Below are 24,584 nucleotides of genomic sequence, written 5' to 3'. Positions count from 1 at the left end.
ATCGCAGAGACCCTCGCCGCCCCGGACTTCTCCGGCTGGACCTGCCCGGCGCCGCTGCGCGACCAGCCACGGGTGGTGATGGGCCACGGCGGCGGGGGCGCGCTGTCCGCGGAACTCGTCCGGTACGTCTTCGCCCCCGCCTTCGGCGGCGAGGTGCTGGCCGGGCTCGCCGACTCCGCGGCCGTGACGCTGGGCGGGGCCCGGCTGGCGTTCTCCACCGACTCCTACGTGGTGCGGCCGCTGTTCTTCCCCGGCGGCAGCATCGGCGACCTCGCCGTCAACGGCACGGTCAACGACCTGGCGATGAGCGGGGCCAGGGCCGCCTACCTCTCCTGCGGCTTCATCCTGGAGGAGGGGGTGGAGATGCCGCTGGTGGCGCGGGTCGCCGAGGCGCTCGGCGCGGCCGCGCGCACCGCCGGGGTGGAGGTCGTCACCGGCGACACCAAGGTCGTCGAAGCCGGCCACGGCGACGGGCTGTACATCAACACCGCGGGCATCGGTCTGATCCCCGACGGTGTCGACATCCGTCCGCAGCGCGCGGCGCCGGGCGACGTGGTCATCGTCAGCGGGGAGATCGGGGCGCACGGCGTCGCCGTGATGAGCGTGCGCGAGGGCCTGGAGTTCGGGGTCGAGATCGAGAGCGACACGGCGGCGCTCGGCGGGCTCGTCGAGGCCGTGCTGCGCGTCACGACGGACGTGCACGTGCTGCGCGACCCCACGCGTGGCGGTCTGGCGGCGGCCCTCAACGAGATCGCGGCCGCCTCGGGTGTCGGTGTCGTCCTGCAGGAGCGGGCGGTGCCCGTGCCACCCGCGGTGGCCAACGCCTGCGCGGTGCTGGGCCTGGACCCGATGTACGTCGCCAACGAGGGCAGGCTCGTCGCCTTCGTGCCCCGCGCGGTGGCCGAGGAGGTGCTGGCCGCGATGCGCGCGCATCCGCTCGGCGCGGACGCGGCGGTCATCGGGGAGTGCGTGGCGGACCACGCGGGCATGGTCGTCGCCCGTACGGGCCTGGGCGGGACGCGGGTGGTGGACCTGCCGCTGGGCGAGCAGTTGCCGCGCATCTGCTGACCGCGGACCGGATCCGGCCGGTCCGCGGACGCGGGCCGGCCGGGCACGTCCCGCGCACCGCACCGCCCATCGTCGACGAGCCCCCGGGGAGGACGGCGTGGCATTCCGGCATCCGGCCGAGCGGACCGACGAGGACGGCGGACGGGGCCGGTTCGAGCGGCTCGCCGAGGCGACGTCCAACTTCACGGCGTCGCCGCTCTTCTACTGCCTCTGCCTGCTCCTGGTGGCCGGCTTCCTCGTCGTCCACGCCCTCGGGCTGCCCTTGAAGTGGCAGCTGTTCGCCGCGGATCTGACGGCGGTCACGCTGCTGCTGCTCGCCCTGCTCAAGAACGCCGAACGCCGCGCCGAGCACGCCGTCCAGCGCAAGCTGGACGCGATCGCCGCCGCGCTGCTGGAGCAGGGCGGCAGCTCCCACGAGGCACGGGACGCGCTGCGTGAGGTGATCGGCCTCCACGAGGAAGCATGCCCCCCTATTTTCTGATGCTCCGTCAATCTTGTTCCGGCAGCGTATCCCTGTCGGCCCGTCACCTGATTGCGGGTAAGGCAGCCCGCTTTCGCAGGCGATCGTCCGCAGGGGGCGTGACCTGCGGTGACGTGGCGAGCCGGGGCCGGGCGGGGACGCGTTCGGCGCCGTGAGCACCGCTTTCGGGTGGCAGGCCCCACACGGTGCTGTTTTGCTCCGCGTGGAGCGGACACCCTGGGACCGCTCCTCTCCCTGCCCGTTCGACCTGGAGCTGCCTCATGCCTACAACACGCGTTCTTGGCGGTGTCGCCATGGCCGCGGCCGTCATCGGTCTCACCGTTCCCACCGCCTCCGCCTCCGCCCCTGCCTCCGACTTCCCCAATGCATGGGTCACCCCCTACTACGCCGTCCCCGGAATGCGGCTGATGGTCACCACCACGGCCTGCGGCCGTGACGCCAACTACTCCAAGGGCCAGTCCGAAGCCGGCGGCCAGGTCAACCTGCTGCCCCTGGGCAGGGGCGGCGGCCTGCTGGCCGGCAGCTTCCGGGTGCCGAAGCACACCCGGCCGGGCTGGTACACCGTGACGCTGCGGTGCCCGCCGCGCGTCCAGACCACCGCCTCCTTCCGGGTGGTCAGGGGCTTCGCGCACGGGTTCTCCGGCCGCGACTGCGACGACGACTTCGGTCCCGTCGGCCGGCGGTCCGCCCGACGCTGACCCCCGGTGCCCGGGTCCTCGGACCGCTGCCCCGGCCGCCGCTCAGGATGACGGTGGCGCGGCCGGGGCAGCGGGGGCACGGGACAGCGGGTGAAGGTCCGGGGAACGCTCCCGCACCGACCTTTTTCACGCTTCCGGGTGGCGATCGGCGTCCGGACGGAAGAGTGTGGAGGGAAAGAGGGGGCGCGCGGCCCGCGAGGCGGCGCCGAGGCGGTGGCGGCGCGTGAGCGAGGAGACGGACATGCGAGAGAACGAGATGGGTGACGAGGTCTACCAGCCCGACGGGTCAGAGGTACAGGACGACGCCGGGCTGCTGGAGCCCGAGGACACCCTGGACTACCACGGTGTCGACCAGATACTCGACGAGGGCTACTCACCGCCGGAGCGGCCCTGGGCGGTGAACAAGCCCGCCATCACCGCGGCGGGCCGCCTGCGGGGCGAGACGCTCGACGAACGCCTGGCCGAGGAGCTCCCGGACCTGCCGGTCCCCGACGGGGACGGCATCGGGGACGCGTGGGACACCGACGGGGAGCTGATCGACGGCGAGGTCGGGGGCCCGCGCGCCGGGCGTCTGGTCGCCCCCGACGAGGGCGCGCACTACGAGACCGAGGGCATGGTCGCCCAGGACATCGGCATCGACGGGGCGGCCGCCTCCGCCGAAGAGGCCGCGATGCATCTCGTACCGGAGTCCGAGGAGTACTGACCCCCCCTGACCCGGTCGCGCCGGGACCCGGTGGCGCGGACCCGGTCGCGCGGGTCACCCGGCCGGGGGGCGGTCCTTGCGCATGTCCTGCCCGCCGCCGGTCACCGTCCCGCATGCGGACTCCTCGCCGCTCTGCAGGGGCGGAGCGCCGATGGCGCAGTAGTGCTTGCACGCCGGAGCCGGCTTGGCCGGCTCCTCGGGGGTCTCGCGGAGCACGTCGGAACGGATGCCGAACCAGGCGAGGAGCGAGCCCACCACGAGCATCCCGGCGCAGATCGTCACGGCGACCCGGAACCCGTGGCCGAAGGCCGCCGGGTCCTCGTAGTCGTCGCCGGAGAGCCCGGCCATGAGCGGCAGGGCGGCCACCGCGAGGAGGCCCGCCGCACGGGCCACGGCGTTGTTCACACCGGACGCGGTGCCCGCGAGCCGTACCTCGGCGGCGCCGAGGACGGTGGCGGTGAGCGGGGCGACCGTGGCCGCCAGGCCCAGGGCGAAGACGCACACCGCGGGCAGGACGTCGGCGACGTACGACGCCTCCGCGCCGATCCGCAGCATCAGCAGCAGGCCGACGGCGGAGACCGCCGGCCCGACCGTCATGGGGATCCGCGGCCCGATGCGCTCGGCGAGCCGGCCCGCGCGCTCGGACAGCGCCAGCATGATGACGGTGATGGGCAGCAGCGCCGTCCCGGAGGCCAGGGGGGAGTACCCGGCCTCGGTCTGCAGCTCGAGCACCAGGAAGAAGAACAGGCCGCCGAGCGCCGCGTAGACCGCGAAGGTGACCAGGTTCGCGGCGGTGAACTGGCGATTCGAGAAGAGCCTCGGCGGCAGCATCGGGTGCGGGCTGCGCCGCTCGGTCACCACGAACCCGGCGAACGCGGCCAGGCCCGCCACGCCGGAGACGCAGACGGCGGCGATGTCCGGGTGGCTTCCGCCCGCGGAGATCAGGGCGTAGGTGACCCCGGCGAGGCCGACCGCACCGAGCACCGCGCCCGCGACGTCGAAGCCGCCGGTGACGCTCTCGTCGCGGCTCTCCGGGACGTGCCGGGAGGCGACCGCGATGACCAGGACGGCCAGCGGGAGGTTGATGAAGAACACCCAGCGCCAGCTGACGGCGTCGACCAGCCAGCCGCCGAGCAGCGGCCCCAGCGCCCCCGCGATGCCGCCCAGGCCCGACCACACGCCGATCGCGCGGGCCCGGTCCTGGGACGCGAAGGACGCCTGGATCAGGGCCAGCGACCCGGGGGTGAGCAGCGCCCCGCCGACACCCTGCAGGGCGCGGGCGGCGATCAGCACCTCGATGCTGGGGGCGATGCCGCACAGCAGGGAGGCCAGCGCGAACCACACCGTACCGATCATGAAGACCTTGCGCCGCCCGAAGCGGTCGCCGAGCGAGCCGCCCAGCAGGATGAGCGCGGCGAGGGTCAGCGTGTAGGCGTTGATCGTCCACTGGAGACCGGCGAGCGTGGCGCCGAGCTCCTTGCCGATCGTCGGGAGCGCGACGTTGACGACGGTGCCGTCGAGGAGGGTCATGCCCGAGCCCAGGACCACCGCCGCGAGGACCCATCGCCCGCTCGCCCCGCCCAGCGTCAGCGTCCCGGCCCGGTCCGTCGCGCCCGCGGCTTCCGTCATCCCAGCCTCCGCCATCCCCCGCCGTCCCCCGCGGGTCGTCACCGAATCTACTCCGGGGGCCGGGGTATCGCGTGGCGGTGGGATCCCTCCACGGACTACCTTGGCCCCGGTCGACGATCATCGCGTACCAGGGGGCAGCATGCGCAGGCTGACGTATTTCGTGGCGTCCACGATCGACGGGTTCGTGGCCGGGCCGGAGGGCGAGTACGACTTCCTCGCGGCCGTGGGCGACCACATGGAGACGGTCCTCGCCGAGTACCCGGAGACCCTGCCGGCGCAGGCCCGCGGCCCGCTGGGCATCGCCGACGCGCCGAACCGGCGGTTCGACACGGTGCTGATGGGCCGGGCCACGTACGAGGTGGGGCTGCCCTTCGGGCTGACCAGTCCCTATCCGCACCTGCGGCAGTACGTGGTGTCCGGGAGCATGACGGCGAGCCCGGACCCCGCGGTGGAGCTGGTCTCCGGTGACCCGCTGGAGTTCGTGCGCGGGCTGAAGCGGCGGGACGGGGCTGGCATCTGGCTGTGCGGGGGCGGCCGGCTGGCGGCCTCGCTGCGCCCGGAGATCGACGAGCTGGTCGTCAAGCTCAACCCCGTGGTCGCGGGCGCCGGCGTCCCGCTGTTCGCGGGCGGTTTCGCCCCGCAGGCGTACGACGTGACCGAGGTGCGGACGCACAAGAGCGGCGTGCTGATGGTGACGTACGCCCGCCGGGAGGACTGAGCGGCGTCCGGGGCGCCGCCACCCGGGAATCCCGCGTCGCGGTGGGCGTTGCACCAAAGGTGATCGCACCGCAGCTCCCCCCGATTCCGTTCTCGATCCTCGACCGCTCCCCCGTCCGCGAGGGCGCCGAGCCCGCGCAGGCGTTGCGGGACACGGTGTGGCTGGCTCGGCACGCCGAGGAACTGGGCTACCGGCGCTTCTGGGTGTCGGAGCACCACGGGGTGCCGGGGGTGGCGGGATCCTCGCCGGCGGTGCTGGCCGCGGCGGTCGCCGCAGCCACGTCCCGGATCCGGGTGGGCACGGGCGGGGTCATGCTGCCCAACCACCGGCCGCTGGTGGTGGCGGAGCAGTTCGGGGTGCTGGAGTCGCTGTTCCCCGGGCGGATCGACATGGGGCTGGGGCGGTCGGTGGGCTTCACGGTCGGAGTGCGCCGGGCGTTGGGGCGCGATGCCCAGGCCGCCGGGGACTTCGAGGAACTGCTGACGGAGCTGCTCGGCTACTTCACCGGCACGGCTGGCCCCGGCGCGGTGCACGCGCGGCCGCCGGAGGGGATGCGCGTCCCGGCGTTCGTACTGGCCACCGGCGCGGGAGCGGCCACGGCGGCGGCCTTCGGGCTCCCCCTGGTGATCGCCGCGGTGCGGGGCGAGGAGCGCATGCGGGAGGCGATCGAGGGCTACCGCGCGGCGTTCCGGCCCTCGGCGGGGGCGGCGCGGCCGTACGTCGTGGTGTCGACGACCGTGTCCGTCGCGGAGACGACGGAGGCCGCGCGGCGGCTTCTGGTGTCGGAGGCCTGGTCGCTGGCGCACTCGCGTACGCAGGGCGAATTCCCGCCGCTGGCGCCGCCGGACGAGGTGCTGGCCAGGCACATGACGGCGCGCGAGCGCGACGTGTTCGAGGGGACGCTGTCGGGGGGCGTCCACGGCACCGAGGCCGAGGTGACGGCCGCGCTGTCGGGCCTGGTCGGACGCACCGGGGCGGACGAGGTGCTGGTCACCACGGCCGGCTACGACCGGTCGGCACTGCTGGACTCGCACCGCCGACTGGCGCGGCTCGCGGGGCTGGGCACACAGGCCGTGGCGGCGCGATGACCGGTGGCGGGAAGGTGCCTGCGGTGATCGCCGCCGTCACGGCGGCCGAGGGAAGCACCCGCGCCCCCAACTCGGCCACCACAAACCGGTCATGGTCCGCGAGGACGCCGACCTCGGTGGCCCGCTGGGCGAGTTGCCGTTACCGGCTGGGTAACTCGTCGCCCTGCGACGGCTGCCGAAGCGGCGTCACGGGCACGGGAGGGACGTCAGGCGGTGGGGCCCTCGTACACGTCGTCGTTGCGGCCCTCTGCGAACTCCCACCACGACAGCGGCAGCCAGTCGCCGTCCACGAAGGCGTCGACGGCCGAGCCCCGTCCGCTGATGGCCACGCGCGTGCCCACCGGGTACACCGTGCCGGACAGGCCGGGCACGGGGACGAGCAGCGTTCCTGAGCGGTGGGCCATTCTTCCCGCCTTTCCTCGCGGTCAATCACAAATCGCCATATTCCACGTGAAGAATAGCTGGCTTGTCTCGCACTGCCCAAGGGGGCAGCATGAGAAATAGGTCACGTAAGCCGCGAATCAGACACCAATCGGAGGTGTCCACGTGAAGGCCGTCGTCTACAAAGGACCGTTCGAAGTAGCCGTCGAGGAAGTCGACAATCCACGCCTGCAGCACCCCAACGACGTGATCGTCAGGGTGACGTCGACCGCGATCTGCGGCTCCGACCTGCACATGTACGAGGGCCGGACCGCCGCGGAGCCCGGCATCGTGTTCGGCCACGAGAACCTGGGCATCATCGACCAGGTCGGCGAGGGTGTCACCACCCTCAAGCAGGGCGACCGCGTGGTCATGCCCTTCAACGTCGCCTGCGGATTCTGCAAGAACTGCTCGGCGGGTTTCACCGGCTACTGCCTGACGGTCAATCCGGGGTTCGCCGGAGGCGCTTACGGCTATGTGGCCATGGGCCCCTGGCCGGGCGGTCAGGCGGAATACGTGCGCGTACCGTACGCGGACTTCAACTGTCTGAAACTGCCGGACGGCACCGCCAACGAGTCCGACTTCGTGCTCCTCGCCGACATCTTCCCGACCGGGTACCACGGCTGTGAGCTCGCCCAGGTCTCCCCCGGCGAGAGCGTCTCGGTGTACGGCGGTGGCCCGGTTGGGCTGATGGCCGCGTACTCGGCGATGCTGCGCGGGGCGGCCAAGGTGTTCGTCGTGGACCGCGTGCCGGAAAGGCTGCAGAAGGCCGAGGAGATCGGCGCGGTCCCGATCGACTTCACCAAGGGCAGTCCGGTGGACCAGATCAAGGAGCACACCCAGGGCGAGGGCACCGACAAGGGCGTCGACGCGGTCGGCTACCAGGCCCAGGCCGGCGGCGCGGGCCGCGAGGAGCCCGCGGCGGTGCTGAACTCCCTGATCGACACCGTGCGCCCCACCGGTGCCCTGGGCATCCCGGGCCTGTACGTGCCGTCCGACCCCGGCGGCCCGGACGAGCAGGCCAAGAGCGGCCGGCTGCTGGTCGCCATCGGCCGGCTCTTCGAGAAGGGCCTGCGGCTGGGCACCGGGCAGTGCAACGTCAAGCGCTACAACCGGCAGCTGCGCGACATGATCATCGAGGGCCGCGCCCGTCCGAGCTTCGTGGTCTCCCACGAGTTGCCCCTGACGGACGCGCCGTCGGCCTACGAGAAGTTCGACAAGCGGATCGAGGGCTACACCAAGGTCGTCCTCCACCCGGGTCAGGGCTGATCCGGCGCAAGCGCGGCACCCGGGGCCCGGCTAGCAGCTCTCCGGGCCCTGGGCGTCGTACGGACCCGAGGGGCTGACCTCCTCCAGGGTGTACGTGTACAGGTCGAACTCCACCAACCCGTCCGCATGCGTGGTGACCCGCGGCGGGCGGGTCCCCGGATACCGGGAGGCGATGACGTCGGCGACCCTGTGGGCGGTCGCCGCGTCGGCAGCGGCGATGCGCACGTAGGCCACTCCCGGTTCGTACAGCGGTCCGAGTTGTCCGGTCATGCTGCTCCCCTTGTCCCGTCCGTCCGGCGGATTACCGCTGGAGACAGCCCGTCGGTCGTCGCGGTTGCCCGCGCGGGCTGGGTTCACTCGAAGATGTCAATGCGGGGGCTCAGGACAGCAGGAAGTCGGCCTTCCCGTCCTTGGCGCCCTGGATGAACATCCTGATCTCGTGGTCCGTGTAGATGAGGGCCGGCCCGTCGGGGTCGGTGGACTGCCGCAGCGCGACCCTGCCGTCGGCCAGTTTCATGGCCTCCACGCAACTTCCCCCGTTGCCGCCGCTCCACGGCTTGTGCCAGCCCTCGGTACCGAGGTCGACGGCGCGCATGCCGTTGTATATGCGGTCGTCCATGTATGTCAGATCTCCTTGCGGATGCCATCGAGGATGGCTGCGGTGCTGTGTGCCGGCGCGGCTTGCGCGCACATCCGGTCGAGGGCCTCGAGGAACGCCGAGACGTCGTCCACGTCGTCCAGGTAGGCGGCGCCCACCAGGCTCTCGGTGAACACGACGTCCGGCAGCTCGCGGATCTGGAACCGGAAGATGTGGAAAGGCCCGTACATCGCCGGGTGCGGCCCGGCGTCGAAGGGCATGATCTGCAGTCTCACCTGCGGCAGCTCACAAGCCTCGGCCAGCCGGTCCAGCTGGGCGCGCATGATGCCGGGACTGCCGATGGGGCGGCGCAGCACGGTCTCGTCCATCACCACCCACAGCAGCGGGGCCTCGGGCCGGGCGATCAGCGCCTGCCGTTCCCGGCGGAGCGCGACCAGGCGCTCGAGTTCCTCCTCGGAGGCGCCCGGGCGTCCGGCCTTCAGCACGGCGCGGGCGTAGTCCTCGGTCTGCAGCAGGCCGGGGACGTAGTGCGGCTCGTAGGCGCGGATGATGGCCGCCTCGCCCTCGAGGCTGACGAAGGCGCTGAACCAGGACGGCAGGACGTCACGGTAACGGTGCCACCAGCCGGGGCGGTTGCCCTGCCGGGCGAGGTCGATGAAGGTCGCCGCCTCGGCGGCGTCGACGCCGTACAGCGCCAGCAGCTTCTCCACGTACGGGATGCGCAGGCCGACCTCGGCCTTCTCCATCCGGCGCACGGTGGCATGGGTGACGTCCAGCTCGCGCGCGGCCTGTTCGTACGAGCAACCCGCCTTCTCCCGCAGGTCTTGGAGGCGTTTGCCGAGGATCACGCGGAGGACGGTCGGCGCCCCGCTCGCCTTCGCCTCACCCACGTCGCAACTCACGCATGGCAGCAGTGTGCCATGTCAGGAATGGAACCCACACCCTGATACTGGCGATTGTGCAATTTGCAGAATGACCCTTGCCTTCTGTGCAAGCAGTGGCCATAGTTGCGTGTGTGCTCTTTGCCCTCAGCGCCCGGGACACCTTCCGGCTCCGACTGCCGGCGCAGGCCTCGTCGGTCGGCGTCGCGCGGCGCCAGGTGCGTTCCGCGCTCAGCAGCTGGGGCCTGGAGGAACTGGGCGACGACGCCGGCCTCGTGGTGAGCGAACTCTTCACCAACGCGGTCGTGCACAGCGGCAGCGACCACGTCGCGTGCCTGCTCTGGACGGCGGGCGGCACGCTGCACATCGAGGTCGTCGACGAAGGGCGCGGGCCCGCGGGTCCGCAGGCACGCGCGGCCGCCGACGCCGACGAGAACGGCCGCGGGCTCGCCCTCGTCGCCCATTTGGCCCAAGGCTGGGGCGTGCGTCCGCCGGCGCACGGCACCGGTCGCGCGGTGTGGGCGACCCTCTCCTGCGCCCGTCCCGGGGCGGTACGGCGCAGCGGTTGAACACCGGGTGACGACCGCCCGGCGTACGCGGGAAGGGTGGCCGTCGCCGCGGCGCGCCGTATTGGGATGGTGGCACCCCGCGTCCGGGCATAGGCTTCTCCCGACGGAAAGGCCCTCGGGGGAGCACCAACACCCCCTGCCTCCGCCCCGGGAGGAACCGCCCACCGCGGTCCCCGCCCGGTTCCGCAACCGGCGCCACCGCGTCCGCTCAGCCATCAGCCCGACCGGGCGGTCGGCGTCCGGCAGCGGCCGGGCCGGCGTCCGGCTCACCCGACACGAAGGAGTGCGCGGTGACACCCGAGAAGTCAAAGCGGAACCAGCTCCCCAAGGAGCCTGACGATCAGCCCGCGCAACAGCGGGAGGTGCGGAACCTGGACGTCTGGGCCAGGTCGGCACCGATCCGACTGGCCGGCTACGAGGACGATCTGAACGAACCCCACATCCTGCGCGGTATCGACTGACCCTCCGGCACGGCCGGTTCACGGGCCGTACGGGCAACGAAGCCCGTACGGCCCCTGCCGTGTCCCGGGCCTCCCGGCGGCGTTTCCGGCCCGCTCAGCCCGCCGCGTCCACAGCGCCCACGGTACGGCCGCCCGGCGGTTCGATGGCGTAGAGGTCCAGGACGTCGGGCGGTACGGCGCGGCCCGGTCCCCCGGCGCGCACCCACGCGACGATGTCGCCGAGGGCGCCGGGATCGTTGACCAGGCCGAGCCAGACCGGCCGGCCTCCGGCCGCGCGCCCCTCCGGCGAGGGCTGCACGACGACGGCGTTGGCCTGTTCGCACACGTCGAGGCACTCGGTGACGCGTACCCGGCAGACCCCGGCGAGTTCCCGCCGGAGCAGGTCGAGTTGAGCGTCGTGGTCGACGCCGGGGACCTTCTCCGTACCGCAGCAGCAGTCGCGGCAGACGCTCACCGTGCAGGCGCCCTGCCGCGGCGCACCGCCGCTCACGTGAGGGTGATCCGCACGCCCACCGTGCCCTCGCGGCCGCGGCGCAGGCGGCTGCCGAACAGGGTCAGCCGGCCGAGCAGGCCGTACTTGCGGGCGACCAGGGAACGGTAGCGCTCGGTCTCCTGCGGTCCGAGGATCTCGGCGCGCGCGGGCACCTGCTCCCCGGTGGGGTTGCCGCGTACGTCGCAGGGGCCGACCAGCACGTCGGCACGGTTGCGGATCCGCTTGACCTTGCCGGAGTCCGCCGCGGTCCAGGCACCGACCGCCTCACCGTCGCGGACCACCCAGACCGGGGTGGCGACGGTACGGCCGTCCCGCCGGTAGGTGGTCACCAGTAGGTACTTGCCCGCCGCGAGCCGGGCGGACGCGCTGTCCTCGATCACGGACCAAGGCTACGCGGGAACGGCCTCCTCGGCCGGTGCCCGGAGCGTTTTGCCCAGGCACACGCTGAGCGGACTGTCCCTGTAGTGGCCGAACTTGGTCACCGGCGTGTAGCCGCAGGAGGCGTACAGGGCGATCGCCTCCGGCTGCATCTGCCCCGTCTCCAGCACCATCCGGGTGCGGCCCGCCGCGGCGGCGCCGGCCTCCAGTGCGGCGAGCATCCGGCGTGCGAAGCCCCGGCCCCGGGCCTGCGGCACCACGTACATGCGCTTGACCTCGGCGTCGCCGTCCTCGAAGCCCTCCGGGGAGGCGTCCTGACCGCGCCAGCCGCCGGTCGCCACGGGGGCGCCGTCGAGGTAACCGACCATGAACTCGCCCTGCGGGCCGTCGAAGTGGTCGGGGTCCATCGCCGTCTCGTCGGGGCCGCCGTACCGCACGACGTACTCCTGCTGCACCTGCTCGGTCAGCAGCACGGCGTCGGGGTGGTCGTAGGGCGTCTTCCGGATCTCCACCCGCACATCGTACGGGTGTGCGGCCTACGCCCCGGTACGGGCACCCTCCGGCGGGCCGGTATCGTCCCCGTCATGCTCACCGTGACCACCGTGAACGTGAACGGGCTGCGCGCCGCGGCCAAAAAGGGCTTCCTCCCCTGGCTGGAGGCGACCACGGCCGACGTGGTGTGCCTGCAGGAGGTCCGCGCCGAGGCCGCGCAGCTGCCCGAGGAGGTCCGTGCCCCCGAGGGCTGGCACGTGCTCCACGCCCCGGCGGCCGCGAAGGGCCGGGCCGGGGTGTCCCTCTACTCGCGGCAGGAACCGTCCGCGAGCCGGATCGGCTTCGGCTCGGAGGAGTTCGACGGCTCCGGCCGCTACGCGGAGATCGACCTGCCCGGCGTGACGGTCGCCAGCCTCTACCTCCCCTCGGGCGAGGTCGGCACGGAGCGGCAGGAGGAGAAGGAGCGCTTCATGGCCGCGTTCCTGGAGCACATGGTCAAGCTGCGGGAGAAGGCCGCCGCCGCCGGCCGCGAGGTGCTGATCTGCGGTGACTGGAACATCGCGCACACCGAGCGGGACCTCAGGAACTGGCGGGCCAACCAGAAGAACGCCGGCTTCCTCCCCGAGGAGCGGGCGTGGCTCTCCCGCGTCTACGACGAGGCCGGGTACACCGACGTCGTGCGCCACCTCACCCCGGAGGGCGAGGGCCCGTACACGTGGTGGTCCTACCGCGGCCGCGCCTTCGACAACGACAGCGGCTGGCGCATCGACCTCCACGTCGCGACCCGCGGCCTGGCGGCCCGGGCCTCGCAGACCCGGGTCGAGCGCGCGGACACGCACCCCGAGCGCTGGTCCGACCACGCGCCGGTGACGGTCGCCTACGATCTCGGCCGGTAGATCCTCCAGGGGGGAGCATGCGGCGGCACTGGCCGCGGGGCGTCGAGCGCGGGGACCGTCCGGGCTTCGCCCTGTCCCGGTCCGGGGACGGCCTGCTGTGGGGCGTGTGCGCGCGGGTGTCGGGGCTGCTCGTGGACCCGTACCGGCGTCCGCACCAGCTCGTCGCGTGCGAACCGTCCGGCCCGCTGCTCGACGTCCTGGACGGGGAGGGGCACGGGATTCCTCGGTGACCTCTGGGTGAGCCCGCGGGACTGCGGGCGGCACGCCGCGCCGGATCCGTTCGACGACCCGCACGCGCCGTGGCGACTGGAGGACGCACGGATCACGGGTCACCGCCGTCGCCCCGGCGCGCCCGCCGCGTGGGACGTGTTCCTGGACGCCGTGGACGGGTGGCCCGAACCGCCCGGCGAACCCTGCCTCGCGGCGGGGCTGCTGATCCACGACGGACACCGGGCCCTAGGTGTATTGATCACGAGCGTTGTTGACACCGGCCCGGGCTTGATCAAGGCGAAGACCTCCGGTGTGGTGGAGCTGTCTAGGACTGCACCACACCGGAGGTCTTCGTGTCCCACCGTAATGCCCGGCTGACCGTTCATGGCAGGCGGCTGCTGGTCGAGCGTGTCTGCTCGGGCCGACCGGTCGCTCATGTCGCGGCTGAGATGGGGATATCGCGCGCCACGGCTCACAAGTGGGTCCGCCGCTGGCGGGTCGAGGGCGACGCCGGCCTGCACGACCGTACGAGCAGGCCTCACACCGTCCCCCACCGCACACCGGCCGCCATGGAACGCACTCGGCCCCGGGCTCGTCGACGTCGGCCTCACCGACGGCGTGTGGGTGCCCTTCCCGGCTCGCGCCCGGGCGCTGTGGGACCGGTGGCTCGCCGGGCCCCCGGCGGAGTCCGGTACCTGGTCCGGGTACGCCACCCGTGACCGGTCGTTGCGGCTGGGCCTCGTCCGGGACCGCGGCTGCGCGGACCCGCGTCCGGCGCGGCCCGCCGGGCTCGTGCACGACCTGGACGGCCGGCACGTCACTGACGAGCCCGCCCTCTACCTCGCGCTGGGTGAGGCGATGAACGGTCCGGGCGGCTACCTCGGATGCAATGCGGACGCCCTGGCCGACTGCCTCCGCGGCGGCTTCGGGGTCACCACCCCGTGCACCCTGGTGTGGCGGGATTCCGCGGTCGCCCGCCGGGCGCTGGGCGGGACGCTGAACTCCCACGGGGAGCCGGACAGCCGCTTCGGCCTGGTCCTCAAGGTGCTGGCCGAGGGCGGCGTGGAAGTCGTCCTCGCCTGAGGGCGCGGCGGCACCCGGTGCCGCCGTACGGGACCGCCGGAGGGCGCCGTCGCCGTATCGTCTAGTCAGCTGCCCTTTTCCGGAGGAGTACCCATGGCGCCGCCCGTCGTCCGCTCTCTGCGCGAGCAGATCCGCGAGTTCATCGTGGACGGCATCGTCAGCGGGCGGTGGAAGCCCGGGGAGCGGATCGTCGAGCGGGGCATCGCCACCGAGCTGGAGGTCAGCCAGACGCCCGTACGGGAGGCGCTGCGGGAGCTGGAGGTCATGCGGCTGATCGAGTCCGCCCCGAACAAGGGGGTGCGGGTGCGCCGGCTGACCGCCGGGGACCTGGAGGAGATCTACCCGGTGCGGGCGGGCCTGGAGCAGATCGCCGCGGAGCTGGCGGCGCCGCGCCTGCGGTACGACCTGTCGGCGCTGGAGGCCGAGGTCGCGCTGCTGCACGAGGCGGACGAGGAGGGCGACGCCGGGGCGCAGGTACGGCACACCGTGGCGTTCCACCGCGAGCTGGTGCGCGCCTCCGGCAACAGCGTGCTGCTGCACACCTGGGAGTCGCTGGGCATCGAGGTGTGGACGGCGCTGTCGATCCGCTGGCTGGGCACCCGGCAGCGGCTGTACGCCGAGGAGCACCAGGCGGTGGTGGAGGCCTTCCGCAGGGACGACCCGCGGGTCGGTGAGCTGGTCAAGGAGCATGTGCTGGGCTGTGCCCCGCAGGGCGGCTGACGCCGGCCCGGAACACCCCGCCCGTAAGGCCGGAGCTCCCCTTTGTGACCCTCGTCACAAGGTATTTGATCGATCATCGATCAGTCTTACTCTGTGAGACACGGGGACACCCCTGCCCGCACGGAACCAACTGGGAGGCGTTCACCATGACCGACGCCACGCTGAGCGCGCTCGATCACCTGCCGGACCCGGACCCGGAGGAGACCGGCGAATGGGCCGCCTCACTCGACGCGGTCACCCACGCCGCCGGCCCCGATCGCGCGGCGTACCTGATGCGCCGCACCTTCGACCACGCGCAGGCGTCCGGTCTCGCGGTGCCGTCGCTGCTGGAGACCGAGCACATCAACACCATCCCGACCGCCGCGGAGCCCGAGCTCCCCGGTGACCTGGAGATGGAGCGGCGCATCGCCGGATGGAACCGCTGGAACGCCGCCGCCATGGTGACCCGCGGCAGCCGGCTGGGTCTGGGCGGCCACATCGCCACCTTCGCCTCCGCGGCCTGGCTGTACGAGACCGGCTTCAACCACTTCTTCCGCGGCAAGGAGGGCGACGGCTCCGGCGACCAGCTGTACGTCCAGGGCCACGCCTCCCCCGGCATCTACGCCCGCGCGTTCCTCGACGGCCGGCTGACCGAGCGGCAGCTGGACAACTTCCGCCAGGAGGCCGGCGGCGACGGTCTGCCGTCCTACCCGCACCCGCGGCGGCTGCCCTGGCTGTGGGAGTTCCCGACCGTGTCGATGGGCCTCGGCCCGCTCGCCGCGATCCAGCAGGCGCGCTTCAACCGCTACCTGACCCACCGCGGCATCAAGGACACCTCCGGCTCACACGTGTGGGCCTTCCTCGGCGACGGCGAGATGGACGAGCCGGAGTCGACCGCCGCCCTCGGCCTCGCCGGCCGCGAGGGGCTGGACAACCTCACCTTCGTGATCAACTGCAACCTGCAGCGCCTCGACGGGCCGGTCCGCGCCAACTTCAAGATCGTCCAGGAGCTGGAGGCGAAGTTCCGCGCCGCCGGCTGGAACGTCGTGAAGTCGCTGTGGGGCTCCGCCTGGGACGAGCTGTTCGCCCTCGACACCACGGGCGCGCTCGTGCGGCGGCTGCGCGAGGTACCCGACGGGCAGTTCCAGACCTACGCCACCCGCGACGCCGCGTACATCCGCGAGCACTTCTTCGGCGCCGACCCGGCCCTGGCCGAGATGGCGAAGCTGCTGACGGACGCCAAGATCGCCGAGTGCTTCCACACCTCCCGCGGCGGCCACGAGCCGCGCAAGGTGTACGCCGCCTACCGCGCGGCCACCACGCACAAGGGCGCGCCGACCGTGATCCTCGCGCAGACCGTCAAGGGCTGGACACTGGGCCGCGGTTTCGAGTCGCGCAACGCCAACCACCAGATGAAGAAGCTCACCCTCCCCGAGTTCCGCGCCATGCGCGACCTGCTCGAACTCCCCATCCCGGACAGTGCGCTCGCCGGGGACCTGGTGCCGTACGCCCACCCGGGCGCCGACTCCCCCGAGGTGCGCTACCTGCAGGAGCGCCGCGCCGAGCTCGGCGGCCCCGCCCCGGCCCGCCGGGTACACCCGGTGGCGCTCCCCGAGCCGTCCGCGAAGCCCTTCGAGGCCCTGGCCAAGGGCTCCGGCAGCCAGGAGATCGCGACCACGATGGCCCTGGTCCGGCTGATGAAGGACCTGATGCGGGAGAAGGAGAGCGGACGCCGCTGGGTGCCGATCGTCCCCGACGAGGCGCGCACCTTCGGCATGGAGTCGCTCTTCCCGAGCGCGGGCATCTACTCGCCGCTCGGCCAGACCTACGACCCGGTCGACCGCGACATGCTCCTGTACTACCGGGAGGCGGAGAACGGGCAGATCCTCAACGAGGGCATCACCGAGGCCGGTTCGATGGCCTCCTTCACCGCCGCGGCGACCTCGTACGCCACGCACGGCGAGCCGATGATCCCGCTGTACATCTTCTACTCGATGTTCGGCTGGCAGCGGACGGCCGACCAGATGTGGGCCCTCGCCGACCAGCTCGGCCGCGGCTTCCTGGTCGGGGCGACCGCGGGCCGCACGACGATGACGGGTGAGGGCCTGCAGCACGCCGACGGCCATTCGCACCTGATCGCGTCCACCAACCCGGCGGCGGTCTCGTACGACCCGGCCTTCGCCTACGAGGTCGGCGTCATCGTCCGCGACGGCCTGCGCCGCATGTTCGGCCCGGACGCGGAGGACGTCTTCTACTACCTGACGGTCTACAACGAGCCCAAGATCCAGCCGGCCATGCCCGCGGAGCCGGGCGTCGAGGAAGGCATCGTCAAGGGCCTCTACCGCTTCCGCGCCGCCGACACCGCCGGGCTGTCCGCCGACGCGCCGCGGCTGCAGCTGATGGCCTCCGGCACGGCGATCCACTGGGCCCTGGAGGCGCAGCAGCTGCTGGCCGCGGAGTGGGGCGTGGCGGCGGACGTGTGGTCGGCGACCTCGTGGAGCGAGCTGCGGCGCGGTGGTCTGGCGTACGACGCGGCCCGGCTGCGCGGCGAGGACGCCCCGCTCCCCCACGTCACCCGTGTCCTGGAAGGTGCGCCGGGCCCGGTGCTGGCGGTGAGCGACTGGATGCGCGGGGTGCCGGACCAGATCAGCCAGTGGGTGCCGCAGGAGTGGCACTCGATCGGCACCGACGGCTTCGGCCTGTCGGACACGCGCGATGCGGCGCGCCGCCACTTCGGCGTGGACCCGCAGTCGGTGGTCGTCGCCGCGCTGGCCGCGCTCGCCGGGCGCGGCGAGGTCAAGCGGGAGACCGTGCAGGAGGCCCGGGAACGTTACGGGCTCTGAGCTCCCCGCTCCGCCCCGGGCGGGGGCATGAGGGCCGGGTACGCCGTCACAGGCGTGCCCGGCCCTCTTCCGTGCCCGGCCCTCATCCGTGTCCGCCCCCTGCGCCCCCTCCCCAGATACATAAGGCAGTGATATAAATTCCTTATGCATCTTCCCGACGACGACCCGGACCACGGCCACGCCGTCGACGTGGCGCGGGCACTGGAGCGGCTGTACCGCATGCTGCGCAGGCTCAGCCAGCCGAGCGAGCTGTCGCTGACCACCGTGGCGACGCTGTCCACGCTGGAGCAGTCCGGCCCGCTCCGGCTGACCGAGCTGGCAACCCTGGAGGGCGTCACTCAGCCGGCGATGACCCAGGTCGTGTCACGGCTGGCGGAGGCGGGACTGGCCGGTCGCGCGGCGGACCCCGCGGACGGGCGTGTGGTGCTCGTCCACATCACCGACGCGGGCCGGGAGGCCATCGCCCGCCGTCGCGCCGTGCGCGCCGAGCGGCTCGGGGAGTTGCTGGAACAGCTGAGCCCGGACGAGCGGGCGGCCCTGGTGGCCGCGCTGCCGGCCGTGGAGGCACTGACCCGGCTGGGGCCGCCCCCGGCCCCGTCGCGCCCGGCCCAGCGGAGCAGTTGATCAGGCATCGGTTTCTACGTCGGAGCACCTTCATGACCGCGCACGCGCAATCGTCTCGTTCCGTGAATCCGTTCAAACAGCCGAAGGCCGTGTTCGCGGTCGCCTTCGCCTGTGTGGTCTCGTTCATGGGGATCGGTCTGGTCGACCCCATCCTGCCCGCGATATCGCAGCAACTGGACGCCACTCCGAGCCAGGTGACGCTGCTGTTCACCAGCTACCTGGTGGTGACCGCGGTCGCCATGCTCATCACCAACTGGGTCTCCAGCCGGATCGGCGCCAAGCGGACGCTGATCGCGGGCCTCGCCCTGATCGTGGTGTTCTCCGCCCTGGCCGGCACCTCGGGGAGCATCGGCGGCATCGTCGGCTTCCGTGCGGGCTGGGGCATCGGCAACGCGTTGTTCATCGCCACCTCGCTGGCGGTGATCGTGGCCTCCGCGAGCGGCGGCTTCGTGGGCGCGATCATCCTGTACGAGACCGCGCTCGGCGTCGGCATCGCGGTGGGCCCGCTGCTCGGCGGCCTGCTGGGCAACGTGAGCTGGCGCGGCCCCTTCTACGGCGTGGCCGTTCTGATGGCCATCGCGCTGGTCGCCACCGTCGTCCTCGTGGAGCCGATCCCGCTGCCGGCCCGCAAGACCGGGCTGAGCGAGCCGCTGCGCGCGCTGCGCCACCGAGGCCTGCTGACGATGTCGCTGACGGCCCTCTGCTACAACTGGGCCTTCTTCACCGTGCTCGGCTACGCGCCCTTCCCGATGGGGCTCGGCGCGGTCCAGCTCGGCCTGGTCTTCACCGGCTGGGGCGCCCTCGTCGCGGTCTTCGCCGTCTTCGGGGCGCCGCGGCTGCAGGCCCGGCTGGGCATCGCGCGCACGCTCTACGCCAACCTCGCGCTGTTCGCCCTCACCGTGCTGGCCATCGCGATCTGGACCGACGACCGGACCGTGCTGATCGTCTGCGTGATCGTCGCCGGCGTCTTCATCGGCGTGAACAACACGGTCACCACCCAGGCCGTCATGACCGTCGCGCCCGTCGACCGCGCCGTCGCCTCCGCCGCGTACGGCTTCGTCCGCTTCATCGGCGGCGGTCTGGCGCCGTTCGCCGCGGGCAAGCTGGTCGAGGCCTTCGGGATCCACGTGCCGTTCTACATCGGCGCCGGGGCACTCGTGCTGGGCATCGTGATCCTCTCCACGGCCAACGGGCTGCTCAAGGAGGCCGAGAAGGTCCAGGCCGAACAGGTCGGGGCCGCCTCGGAGCCCGCCTCGGAGCCCGCCCCGGAGCCCGCCCCGGAGCCCGTCCCCGGGGCCGACGCCGCCCCCTCACTGGTACCGGTCGAGCACGACGCCGCGGCGCACCACGACCCGGGGCGCGGCGCCATCGTCGCCGCCGTGGACAGTTCCCCGCACGCCGAGCGGGTCGCCGCGGCCGCCGGCCGCCTCGCGACGATCAACGGCCGTACGGTGCACGTCGTCCACGTCGAGGAGGCCGCGGTCGCGGGTGACGCGGCCGCCGATGCGGAGGACCTGGAGTCCGCGCGGACCGCCGTCCGCAAGCACCTGGACCGGCTCGCCGCCCTCGGCATCCCGGCCGTCGGGCACGTGCTGCGGAACGCCACCGGCCACGGCGAGGTGGGCCGTATGGTCGCCGAGCACGCGAAGCGCACCGGGGCCCGCGCCATCGTCGTCGGGGCGCCCACCCACGGCGGGCTGTCCGCGCTGCTGGACGCCGGCGCCGGGCAGGCCCTGATGCGGTACGCGACCTGCGACGTCGTACTGATCAACCCGCGTTCGGCGGAACTGGAGGCCGCGGCCTGATCCCACGGCGGAAGATCACGGTGGCCGCGCCATCGAAATACCGACAAACCCGACGTATGGTGGCCTGACGGTGCCATGTGCCGGGGGACGCGGTCACCGTGCCTCCCCATGATCGTGACGGCGGCGCCGGAGGCGGCCATGGCCGATCCCAAGGGCTTTCTCACCACCCCCCGCCGCACCCCCGCGCGGCGCCCCGTCTGCGAGCGCGTCGAGGACTGGCAGGAGGTCTACACCGGCCAGGGCCTGCTGCCGATCATCTCCGCGCAGGCCGGCCGGTGCATGGACTGCGGCATCCCGTTCTGCCACGACGCCTGCCCGCTGGGCAACATGATCCCCGACTGGAACGACCTGGTGTACCGCGAGGACTGGGCCGCCGCCGCGGAACGGCTGCACGCCACCAACAACTTCCCCGAGTTCACCGGCCGGCTGTGCCCGGCGCCCTGCGAGAGCGCCTGCGTCCTGACCATCAACGCCGACCCCGTCACGATCAAGAACGTCGAGGTCGCCATCGCCGACCGCGCGTGGGAGGACGGCCTCGCCCTCCCCCGTCCCCCCGAGCGGCGCTCCGGCCTCACCGTCGCGGTGGTCGGCTCAGGACCCGCCGGACTCGCCGCCGCCCAGCAGCTCACCCGGGTCGGCCACACGGTGACGGTCTACGAACGGGCGGACCGGCTCGGCGGCCTCCTGCGCTACGGCATACCGGAGTTCAAGATGGAGAAGCACCATCTGGACCGGCGCCTGGCGCAGATGCGCGCCGAGGGCACGCTCTTCCGCACCGAGGTCGAGGTGGGCGCCGACCTCGACGCGGAACGGGTCGTCGCCGAGCACGACGCGGTGCTCCTGGCGGTGGGCGCCACGGCATGGCGCGAGCTGCCGGTACCCGGACGGGAACTGGCGGGCATCCACCAGGCGATGGAGTACCTGCCGCTGGCGAACCGCGTGCAGGAGGGCGACCTGACCGAGTCACCGGTCAGCGCCGAGGGCAAGGACGTCGTCATCGTCGGCGGCGGCGACACCGGCGCCGACTGCCTGGGCACCGTGCTCCGGCAGCACGCGGCCTCCGTCGTGCAGCTCGACATCAACCCCCTGCCGGGCGAGTACCGCCCCGAGCAGGAGCCGTGGCCGGTGTACCCGCACGTCTACCGGGTCTCCCCCGCCCACGAGGAGGCCCGTGAACTGGCCCGGCGCGGCGTCTGGGACCCGGCGGAGCACGGCGGTGTGCCGCTGCCCGGCCCGGAGGGCGACATCCGGGTGTTCTCCGCCTCGACCTTCCGCTTCGAGGGCGACGACGAGGGGCACGTACGGTCGCTCCACCTGGTCGGGGTGGAGCCGCGGCACCGCCGTCCGCAGCACGGCACCGAGCGCGTCATCCCCGCCCAGCTGGTGCTGCTGGCGCTGGGGTTCTCGGGGGCCGAACGCGACTGCGGGCTGGTCACCCAGCTCGGCCTGGACATCGACCGGCGCGGCCACGTCGTCCGCGACGCCTGCTTCGCCACCGGGGTGGAGAAGGTCTTCGTCGCGGGCGACGCGGGCCGCGGTCAGTCGCTGATCGTCTGGGCGATCGCCGAGGGCCGGTCGGCCGCGGCGGCGGTCGACCGGTGGCTCACCGGCAGCACGTGCCTGCTGGCACCGATCACGCCGACGACCCGGCCGCTGGTGGCGTGACGGCGGCGGAACGCGGGCGCGGCTCGAAGCCCGCGGCGCGGTAGCAGGCGTCGATCATGCGCATCGACTCCACGGCGTCGTCGGCGTCCGTGGGCAGCGGGGCGCCGTCGCGCAGGGTCGCCGCGAACGCCTCCAGCTGGTAGGTGTACGACAGGCGCCTGCCCAGCTCCTCGACCCGCTCGCCGTCCGGCGTACGGACCACGACCCGGTCGTCCTGGTGCGGCAGCACGAAGCACGGCGCGGTGGCCTCGCCGCGGCTGCCGACGATGCGCCAGCTCATCTCGAGCGCCTCGGCGTCCATGTGGCAGCGGGCCGAGGCGGTGGCGCCGCCGGGGTACTCCAGGTCGGCGTCCAGCCATTCGTCGACACCCGGCGCCTTGGCGCGCTCCCCGCCGCGCGCGGCCACCAGGCGCGGGGCGCCGCCGGCCCACGGGGCCAGGGATCCCGCCGCGTGCAAGGAGTAGCAGCCCAGGTCCATCAGGGCGCCGCCGGCCAGCGGAAGCGACCAGCGGGGGTCCTCGTCCGCGGGCGCGGGGATGTTGACCACGGCTTCCACGTGCCGCAGCTCGCCGAGCTCACCGGACTCCAGCAGCTCGTGCAGGCGCCGGGTGACCGGGTGGTAGAGGTAGTGGAACGCCTCCATGACGACCACGCCCGCCTTGGCGGCCGCGTCGCGCACCTCGACGGCCTCCTCGAGGTTGCTCGCGGAGGGCTTCTCGCTGAGCACGTGCTTGCCCGCCGCGATGGCGGCCAGGTTCCAGGGGCCGTGGAGGCCGTTGGCGAGCGGGTTGTAGACGGCCTCGACCTCGGGGTCGGCGATGACGTCGGCGTAGGAGTCCAGCACGCGCTCGACGCCGTGCTCGGTGGCGAAGTCCGCCGCCCGGGAGCGGTCGCGGGCGGCCACGGCGACCAGCCGGTGACCGGTCGTGCGGGCGGGGGCGGCGATGGCGGTCCCGGCGATGCGGGCGGCGCCGAGCACGCCGATGCGCAACGGTTCGGTGGTCATGCGGTGCGTACCTCTTCCATGACTGCGGGTCGGTGGTCCCCGTGGAACAACGTGCAGGCCTCGGCGATCCATCCGGCCTCGACCCCGTCGGCGACGCTACACCGCGCAGGCGAACGGCCGGCGACGGCCTCGGGGAAACCGGGCCAAGCGGGGCCCACCTCGGCCGGGGGCGGCGGCGGGCCGCTGGCCGCCGCCCCCGCCACCGCCGGAGTCGCCGCAGTCGCCGCGCCTCAGTCGAAGACGGGACCGGCGGTGCGGGTGCGCTTCATCTCGTAGAAGTCCGGCATGGAGGCGAGGACGATCGCGGCGTCCCAGAGGCGCCCTGCCTCCTCGCCCTTCGGGGCGGGACTGACCACCGGGCCGAAGAACGCGGCCCTGTCACCGTCCTGACCGGGCAGGGCGACGACGGGACTGCCGACGTCCTCGCCGACCAGGTCGACGGCCTGCTGGTGGGAGGCGCGCACCAAGGCGTCGAAGGTGTCGGTGTCGCCGGCGTCCGCGAGGCTCTCGGGCAGGCCCGCGTCGCGCAGCGCGGCCGCGATCGTCGGCTTGGTCCGGGGCTGCTGGTGCAGGTGGAAGCGGGTGCCCATGGCGGTGTACAAGGGCCCCGTCACCTCGGGTCCGTAGGCCTGCGAGGCCGCGGTCAGGACCCGGACCGGTGCCCATGCCAGGCCCATCAGCTCGCGTATGCGCTCCGGCAGTTGGTCGAGGCGGTCCTCGTTGAGCACGGCCAGGCTCATCACGCGCCAGGTGACGTCGACCGGCCGGATCCTCTCGACCTCGAGCATCCAGCGCGAGGTCAGCCAGGTCCAGGGGCACACCGGGTCGAGCCAGAAGTCGACGGCCGTACGGGGGCGGGATGCGTTCACAGGAGGGTCCAAACTCGGTAGCAGGAACCCTGGCGGAGGGGCCAGGGAGACGTCGGGTTCACGTTGTTCACCGGTCGGCGGGGAAATCGGTGGAGACCGTGAGGTCGGCCCAGGCGGCGAGGTCCTCGCGCAGCAGCCGCTGCCCCTCTTCGACCAGACGCAGAGCATCGGTGCCGAGGACGAGGTGGACCGGGGGGTTGTCGGCATCCAGGACCCGCAGCAGCGCCCGGGCGGCGCGGGCCGGATCACCGGCCTGGTTGCCGCTCTTGGCCTGCCGGGCGGACCTGATGGGGTCGAACAGCGTGTCGTAGTCGGGGATGCTGCGCGGCACGCGGGTCATCGAGCGGCCCGCCCAGTCGGTGCGGAACGAGCCGAGCGCGAGGGAGGTGACGTGGATGCCGAAACCGGCGACCTCCTGGGCCAGGGACGCGGCGATCCCCTCCATGGCGAACTTGCTCGCGCCGTAGAACGCGACTCCGGGGAGGGCGGTGAGGCCGGCCATGGACGAGAGCGTCACGATGTGCCCGCCGCGGCGCCGGCGCATGTGGGGCAGGACCGCCTTGATGACGGCGACGCTGCCGAAGACGTTGACCTCGAACTGCCGGCGCAGGTCCGCCATCGCCGACTCCTCGACGGTGCCTTCGAGGCCGTAGCCGGCGTTGCTGATCAGCACGTCGACGGGGCCGGTGTTCCGTTCCACCTCGTCGACGAGGGGGACGACGGCCTGTTCGTCCGTCACGTCCAGCAGCCTGGCGCTGGCACGCCCCGGGGCCAGGGCCTCGAACTCGGCGATCCGCTCCGGTGCGCGGACCGTGCCGACGACCCGGTGACCGGCGGCGAGTGCCTCCTGGGCGAAGGCACGGCCGAGGCCGCCGCTGACACCGGTGATCAGAAACGTCTTGCTCTGGCCCTGAACGCTCATGTGTTCCTGCTCCGGG

28 protein-coding genes and 1 pseudogene are annotated in these 24,584 nt (G+C 72.9%); 18 read left to right on the top strand and 11 right to left on the bottom strand.

Annotated features, from left to right (window positions below):
- The 4 genes from hypE (at position 1) to PV410_RS11880 (ending at position 2,950) form a co-directional block, all read left to right on the top strand.
- On the top strand, positions 1-1,068 hold the full coding sequence (gene hypE, locus PV410_RS11895; protein WP_500324245.1) for a hydrogenase expression/formation protein HypE: 1,068 nt from the start codon (positions 1-3) through the stop codon (positions 1,066-1,068).
- A gap of 97 nt (positions 1,069-1,165) precedes the next feature.
- Positions 1,166-1,549 carry a low affinity iron permease family protein gene (locus tag PV410_RS11890; protein ID WP_500324046.1) on the top strand — a complete coding sequence of 128 codons (384 nt, stop codon included), beginning with the start codon at positions 1,166-1,168 and terminating at the stop codon, positions 1,547-1,549.
- A 260-nt stretch (positions 1,550-1,809) separates the two neighbouring features.
- Positions 1,810-2,247: a sortase gene (locus PV410_RS11885; protein WP_499509594.1), complete on the top strand. Its 438-nt coding sequence runs from the start codon at positions 1,810-1,812 to the stop codon at positions 2,245-2,247.
- A 241-nt stretch (positions 2,248-2,488) separates the two neighbouring features.
- Positions 2,489-2,950, top strand: a complete 462-nt coding sequence (locus PV410_RS11880; protein WP_499509595.1) for a DUF5709 domain-containing protein — start codon at positions 2,489-2,491, stop codon at positions 2,948-2,950.
- Positions 2,951-3,004: 54 nt separating this feature from the next.
- On the opposite strand, the gene PV410_RS11875 is transcribed toward PV410_RS11880, so the two are convergent.
- Positions 3,005-4,579: a DHA2 family efflux MFS transporter permease subunit gene (locus PV410_RS11875; RefSeq protein ID WP_500324045.1), complete on the bottom strand. Its 1,575-nt coding sequence runs from the start codon at positions 4,577-4,579 to the stop codon at positions 3,005-3,007.
- Positions 4,580-4,718: 139 nt separating this feature from the next.
- On the opposite strand from PV410_RS11875, the gene PV410_RS11870 reads away from it, so the two are divergent.
- Both PV410_RS11870 and PV410_RS11865 read left to right on the top strand, forming a co-directional pair.
- Positions 4,719-5,297, top strand: coding sequence for a dihydrofolate reductase family protein (locus tag PV410_RS11870; protein WP_500324044.1), 579 nt, complete (start codon positions 4,719-4,721; stop codon positions 5,295-5,297).
- A gap of 41 nt (positions 5,298-5,338) precedes the next feature.
- On the top strand, positions 5,339-6,385 hold the full coding sequence (locus PV410_RS11865; protein ID WP_500324043.1) for an MsnO8 family LLM class oxidoreductase: 1,047 nt from the start codon (positions 5,339-5,341) through the stop codon (positions 6,383-6,385).
- A gap of 206 nt (positions 6,386-6,591) precedes the next feature.
- On the opposite strand, the gene PV410_RS11860 is transcribed toward PV410_RS11865, so the two are convergent.
- Positions 6,592-6,789 (bottom strand): hypothetical protein, encoded by a 198-nt coding sequence (locus PV410_RS11860; protein WP_499509599.1) that lies wholly within the window; start codon positions 6,787-6,789, stop codon positions 6,592-6,594.
- Positions 6,790-6,931: 142 nt separating this feature from the next.
- On the opposite strand from PV410_RS11860, the gene PV410_RS11855 reads away from it, so the two are divergent.
- Complete coding sequence (locus tag PV410_RS11855; RefSeq protein WP_500324042.1) at positions 6,932-8,074, top strand: glutathione-independent formaldehyde dehydrogenase; 1,143 nt, start codon at positions 6,932-6,934, stop codon at positions 8,072-8,074.
- A 30-nt stretch (positions 8,075-8,104) separates the two neighbouring features.
- Here the strand turns inward: PV410_RS11855 and PV410_RS11850 are convergent, their stop codons facing one another.
- From PV410_RS11850 to PV410_RS11840, 3 genes are all read right to left on the bottom strand, one after another.
- Entirely contained in the window at positions 8,105-8,344 is a 240-nt protein-coding gene (locus PV410_RS11850) for a hypothetical protein (protein WP_499509601.1), read from the bottom strand.
- Positions 8,345-8,453: 109 nt separating this feature from the next.
- On the bottom strand, positions 8,454-8,693 hold the full coding sequence (locus tag PV410_RS11845; protein WP_499509602.1) for a DUF397 domain-containing protein: 240 nt from the start codon (positions 8,691-8,693) through the stop codon (positions 8,454-8,456).
- A gap of 5 nt (positions 8,694-8,698) precedes the next feature.
- Entirely contained in the window at positions 8,699-9,520 is an 822-nt protein-coding gene (locus PV410_RS11840; RefSeq protein ID WP_500324244.1) for a Sco1979 family transcriptional regulator, read from the bottom strand.
- A 167-nt stretch (positions 9,521-9,687) separates the two neighbouring features.
- Here PV410_RS11840 and PV410_RS11835 point away from each other — a divergent pair, with 167 nt between their 5' ends.
- Both PV410_RS11835 and PV410_RS11830 read left to right on the top strand, forming a co-directional pair.
- On the top strand, positions 9,688-10,122 hold the full coding sequence (locus PV410_RS11835) for an ATP-binding protein (RefSeq protein ID WP_500324041.1): 435 nt from the start codon (positions 9,688-9,690) through the stop codon (positions 10,120-10,122).
- Between the two features lie 290 nt (positions 10,123-10,412).
- Positions 10,413-10,583 (top strand): hypothetical protein, encoded by a 171-nt coding sequence (locus PV410_RS11830; protein WP_500324040.1) that lies wholly within the window; start codon positions 10,413-10,415, stop codon positions 10,581-10,583.
- Positions 10,584-10,677: 94 nt separating this feature from the next.
- Here the strand turns inward: PV410_RS11830 and PV410_RS11825 are convergent, their stop codons facing one another.
- The 3 genes from PV410_RS11825 to PV410_RS11815 are packed head-to-tail and all read right to left on the bottom strand — an operon-like array spanning position 10,678 to position 11,966.
- On the bottom strand, positions 10,678-11,073 hold the full coding sequence (locus PV410_RS11825) for a (2Fe-2S) ferredoxin domain-containing protein (RefSeq protein WP_500324039.1): 396 nt from the start codon (positions 11,071-11,073) through the stop codon (positions 10,678-10,680).
- The gene (locus PV410_RS11820) at positions 11,070-11,456 is read right to left on the bottom strand and encodes a PPOX class F420-dependent oxidoreductase (protein ID WP_500324038.1); all 387 of its coding nucleotides are present in this window, start codon (positions 11,454-11,456) and stop codon (positions 11,070-11,072) included. The genes PV410_RS11825 and PV410_RS11820 overlap by 4 nt, the downstream gene beginning before the upstream one ends.
- Before the next feature lie 9 nt (positions 11,457-11,465).
- Positions 11,466-11,966, bottom strand: a complete 501-nt coding sequence (locus tag PV410_RS11815) for a GNAT family N-acetyltransferase (RefSeq protein ID WP_500324037.1) — start codon at positions 11,964-11,966, stop codon at positions 11,466-11,468.
- A 72-nt stretch (positions 11,967-12,038) separates the two neighbouring features.
- On the opposite strand from PV410_RS11815, the gene PV410_RS11810 reads away from it, so the two are divergent.
- The 9 genes and pseudogenes from PV410_RS11810 (at position 12,039) to PV410_RS11770 (ending at position 21,771) form a co-directional block, all read left to right on the top strand.
- Complete coding sequence (locus PV410_RS11810; protein WP_500324036.1) at positions 12,039-12,842, top strand: exodeoxyribonuclease III; 804 nt, start codon at positions 12,039-12,041, stop codon at positions 12,840-12,842.
- A gap of 17 nt (positions 12,843-12,859) precedes the next feature.
- Complete coding sequence (locus PV410_RS11805; protein WP_500324035.1) at positions 12,860-13,072, top strand: hypothetical protein; 213 nt, start codon at positions 12,860-12,862, stop codon at positions 13,070-13,072.
- Positions 13,073-13,405: 333 nt separating this feature from the next.
- Positions 13,406-13,717 (top strand): annotated as a pseudogene (locus PV410_RS11800) (leucine zipper domain-containing protein); the annotation flags it as partial.
- On the top strand, positions 13,671-14,135 hold the full coding sequence (locus PV410_RS11795) for a barstar family protein (protein ID WP_500324034.1): 465 nt from the start codon (positions 13,671-13,673) through the stop codon (positions 14,133-14,135). The pseudogene PV410_RS11800 and the gene PV410_RS11795, both read left to right, overlap by 47 nt.
- Positions 14,136-14,228: 93 nt before the next feature.
- Positions 14,229-14,855 carry a GntR family transcriptional regulator gene (locus tag PV410_RS11790; protein WP_500324033.1) on the top strand — a complete coding sequence of 209 codons (627 nt, stop codon included), beginning with the start codon at positions 14,229-14,231 and terminating at the stop codon, positions 14,853-14,855.
- A gap of 146 nt (positions 14,856-15,001) precedes the next feature.
- A complete protein-coding gene (gene aceE, locus PV410_RS11785; RefSeq protein ID WP_500324032.1) occupies positions 15,002-17,677 on the top strand; it encodes a pyruvate dehydrogenase (acetyl-transferring), homodimeric type in 2,676 nt (891 codons plus the stop codon).
- Between the two features lie 144 nt (positions 17,678-17,821).
- Entirely contained in the window at positions 17,822-18,301 is a 480-nt protein-coding gene (locus tag PV410_RS11780; RefSeq protein ID WP_499509611.1) for a MarR family winged helix-turn-helix transcriptional regulator, read from the top strand.
- Between the two features lie 32 nt (positions 18,302-18,333).
- Positions 18,334-20,106 carry an MFS transporter gene (locus PV410_RS11775; RefSeq protein ID WP_500324031.1) on the top strand — a complete coding sequence of 591 codons (1,773 nt, stop codon included), beginning with the start codon at positions 18,334-18,336 and terminating at the stop codon, positions 20,104-20,106.
- A gap of 138 nt (positions 20,107-20,244) precedes the next feature.
- A complete protein-coding gene (locus tag PV410_RS11770; RefSeq protein WP_500324243.1) occupies positions 20,245-21,771 on the top strand; it encodes a glutamate synthase subunit beta in 1,527 nt (508 codons plus the stop codon).
- Here PV410_RS11770 and PV410_RS11765 read toward each other — a convergent pair.
- The 3 genes from PV410_RS11765 to PV410_RS11755 all read right to left on the bottom strand — a co-directional run bounded on the left by PV410_RS11765 (position 21,740) and on the right by PV410_RS11755 (position 24,568).
- On the bottom strand, positions 21,740-22,777 hold the full coding sequence (locus tag PV410_RS11765) for a Gfo/Idh/MocA family protein (protein WP_500324030.1): 1,038 nt from the start codon (positions 22,775-22,777) through the stop codon (positions 21,740-21,742). The genes PV410_RS11770 and PV410_RS11765 overlap by 32 nt on opposite strands.
- Positions 22,778-23,007: 230 nt before the next feature.
- The gene (locus PV410_RS11760; RefSeq protein WP_500324029.1) at positions 23,008-23,646 is read right to left on the bottom strand and encodes a mycothiol-dependent nitroreductase Rv2466c family protein; all 639 of its coding nucleotides are present in this window, start codon (positions 23,644-23,646) and stop codon (positions 23,008-23,010) included.
- Between the two features lie 67 nt (positions 23,647-23,713).
- A complete protein-coding gene (locus PV410_RS11755; protein ID WP_500324028.1) occupies positions 23,714-24,568 on the bottom strand; it encodes an oxidoreductase in 855 nt (284 codons plus the stop codon).
- Positions 24,569-24,584 lie beyond the last annotated feature (16 nt).

This window comes from Streptomyces sp. PA03-5A (assembly GCF_033792725.1).
Lineage (GTDB): Bacteria > Actinomycetota > Actinomycetes > Streptomycetales > Streptomycetaceae > Actinacidiphila.
The sequence above is the reverse complement of the archived record's forward strand: the minus strand, read 5'-3'. Positions and strand labels throughout refer to the sequence as shown.

Bases quoted from the DNA above. Each gene is read 5' to 3' on its own strand.
- PV410_RS11780 (WP_499509611.1), top strand. From the start codon at position 17,822: ATGCATCTTCCCGACGACGACCCGGACCACGGCCACGCCGTCGACGTG.
- PV410_RS11860 (WP_499509599.1), bottom strand. From the start codon at position 6,789: ATGGCCCACCGCTCAGGAACGCTGCTCGTCCCCGTGCCCGGCCTGTCC.
- PV410_RS11870 (WP_500324044.1), top strand. From the start codon at position 4,719: ATGCGCAGGCTGACGTATTTCGTGGCGTCCACGATCGACGGGTTCGTG.
- PV410_RS11775 (WP_500324031.1), top strand. From the start codon at position 18,334: ATGACCGCGCACGCGCAATCGTCTCGTTCCGTGAATCCGTTCAAACAG.
- PV410_RS11770 (WP_500324243.1), top strand. From the start codon at position 20,245: ATGGCCGATCCCAAGGGCTTTCTCACCACCCCCCGCCGCACCCCCGCG.
- PV410_RS11810 (WP_500324036.1), top strand. From the start codon at position 12,039: ATGCTCACCGTGACCACCGTGAACGTGAACGGGCTGCGCGCCGCGGCC.
- PV410_RS11880 (WP_499509595.1), top strand. From the start codon at position 2,489: ATGCGAGAGAACGAGATGGGTGACGAGGTCTACCAGCCCGACGGGTCA.
- PV410_RS11885 (WP_499509594.1), top strand. From the start codon at position 1,810: ATGCCTACAACACGCGTTCTTGGCGGTGTCGCCATGGCCGCGGCCGTC.
- PV410_RS11790 (WP_500324033.1), top strand. From the start codon at position 14,229: ATGGCGCCGCCCGTCGTCCGCTCTCTGCGCGAGCAGATCCGCGAGTTC.
- PV410_RS11755 (WP_500324028.1), bottom strand. From the start codon at position 24,568: ATGAGCGTTCAGGGCCAGAGCAAGACGTTTCTGATCACCGGTGTCAGC.
- PV410_RS11805 (WP_500324035.1), top strand. From the start codon at position 12,860: ATGCGGCGGCACTGGCCGCGGGGCGTCGAGCGCGGGGACCGTCCGGGC.
- PV410_RS11850 (WP_499509601.1), bottom strand. From the start codon at position 8,344: ATGACCGGACAACTCGGACCGCTGTACGAACCGGGAGTGGCCTACGTG.
- aceE (WP_500324032.1), top strand. From the start codon at position 15,002: ATGACCGACGCCACGCTGAGCGCGCTCGATCACCTGCCGGACCCGGAC.
- PV410_RS11765 (WP_500324030.1), bottom strand. From the start codon at position 22,777: ATGACCACCGAACCGTTGCGCATCGGCGTGCTCGGCGCCGCCCGCATC.
- PV410_RS11845 (WP_499509602.1), bottom strand. From the start codon at position 8,693: ATGGACGACCGCATATACAACGGCATGCGCGCCGTCGACCTCGGTACC.
- PV410_RS11875 (WP_500324045.1), bottom strand. From the start codon at position 4,579: ATGACGGAAGCCGCGGGCGCGACGGACCGGGCCGGGACGCTGACGCTG.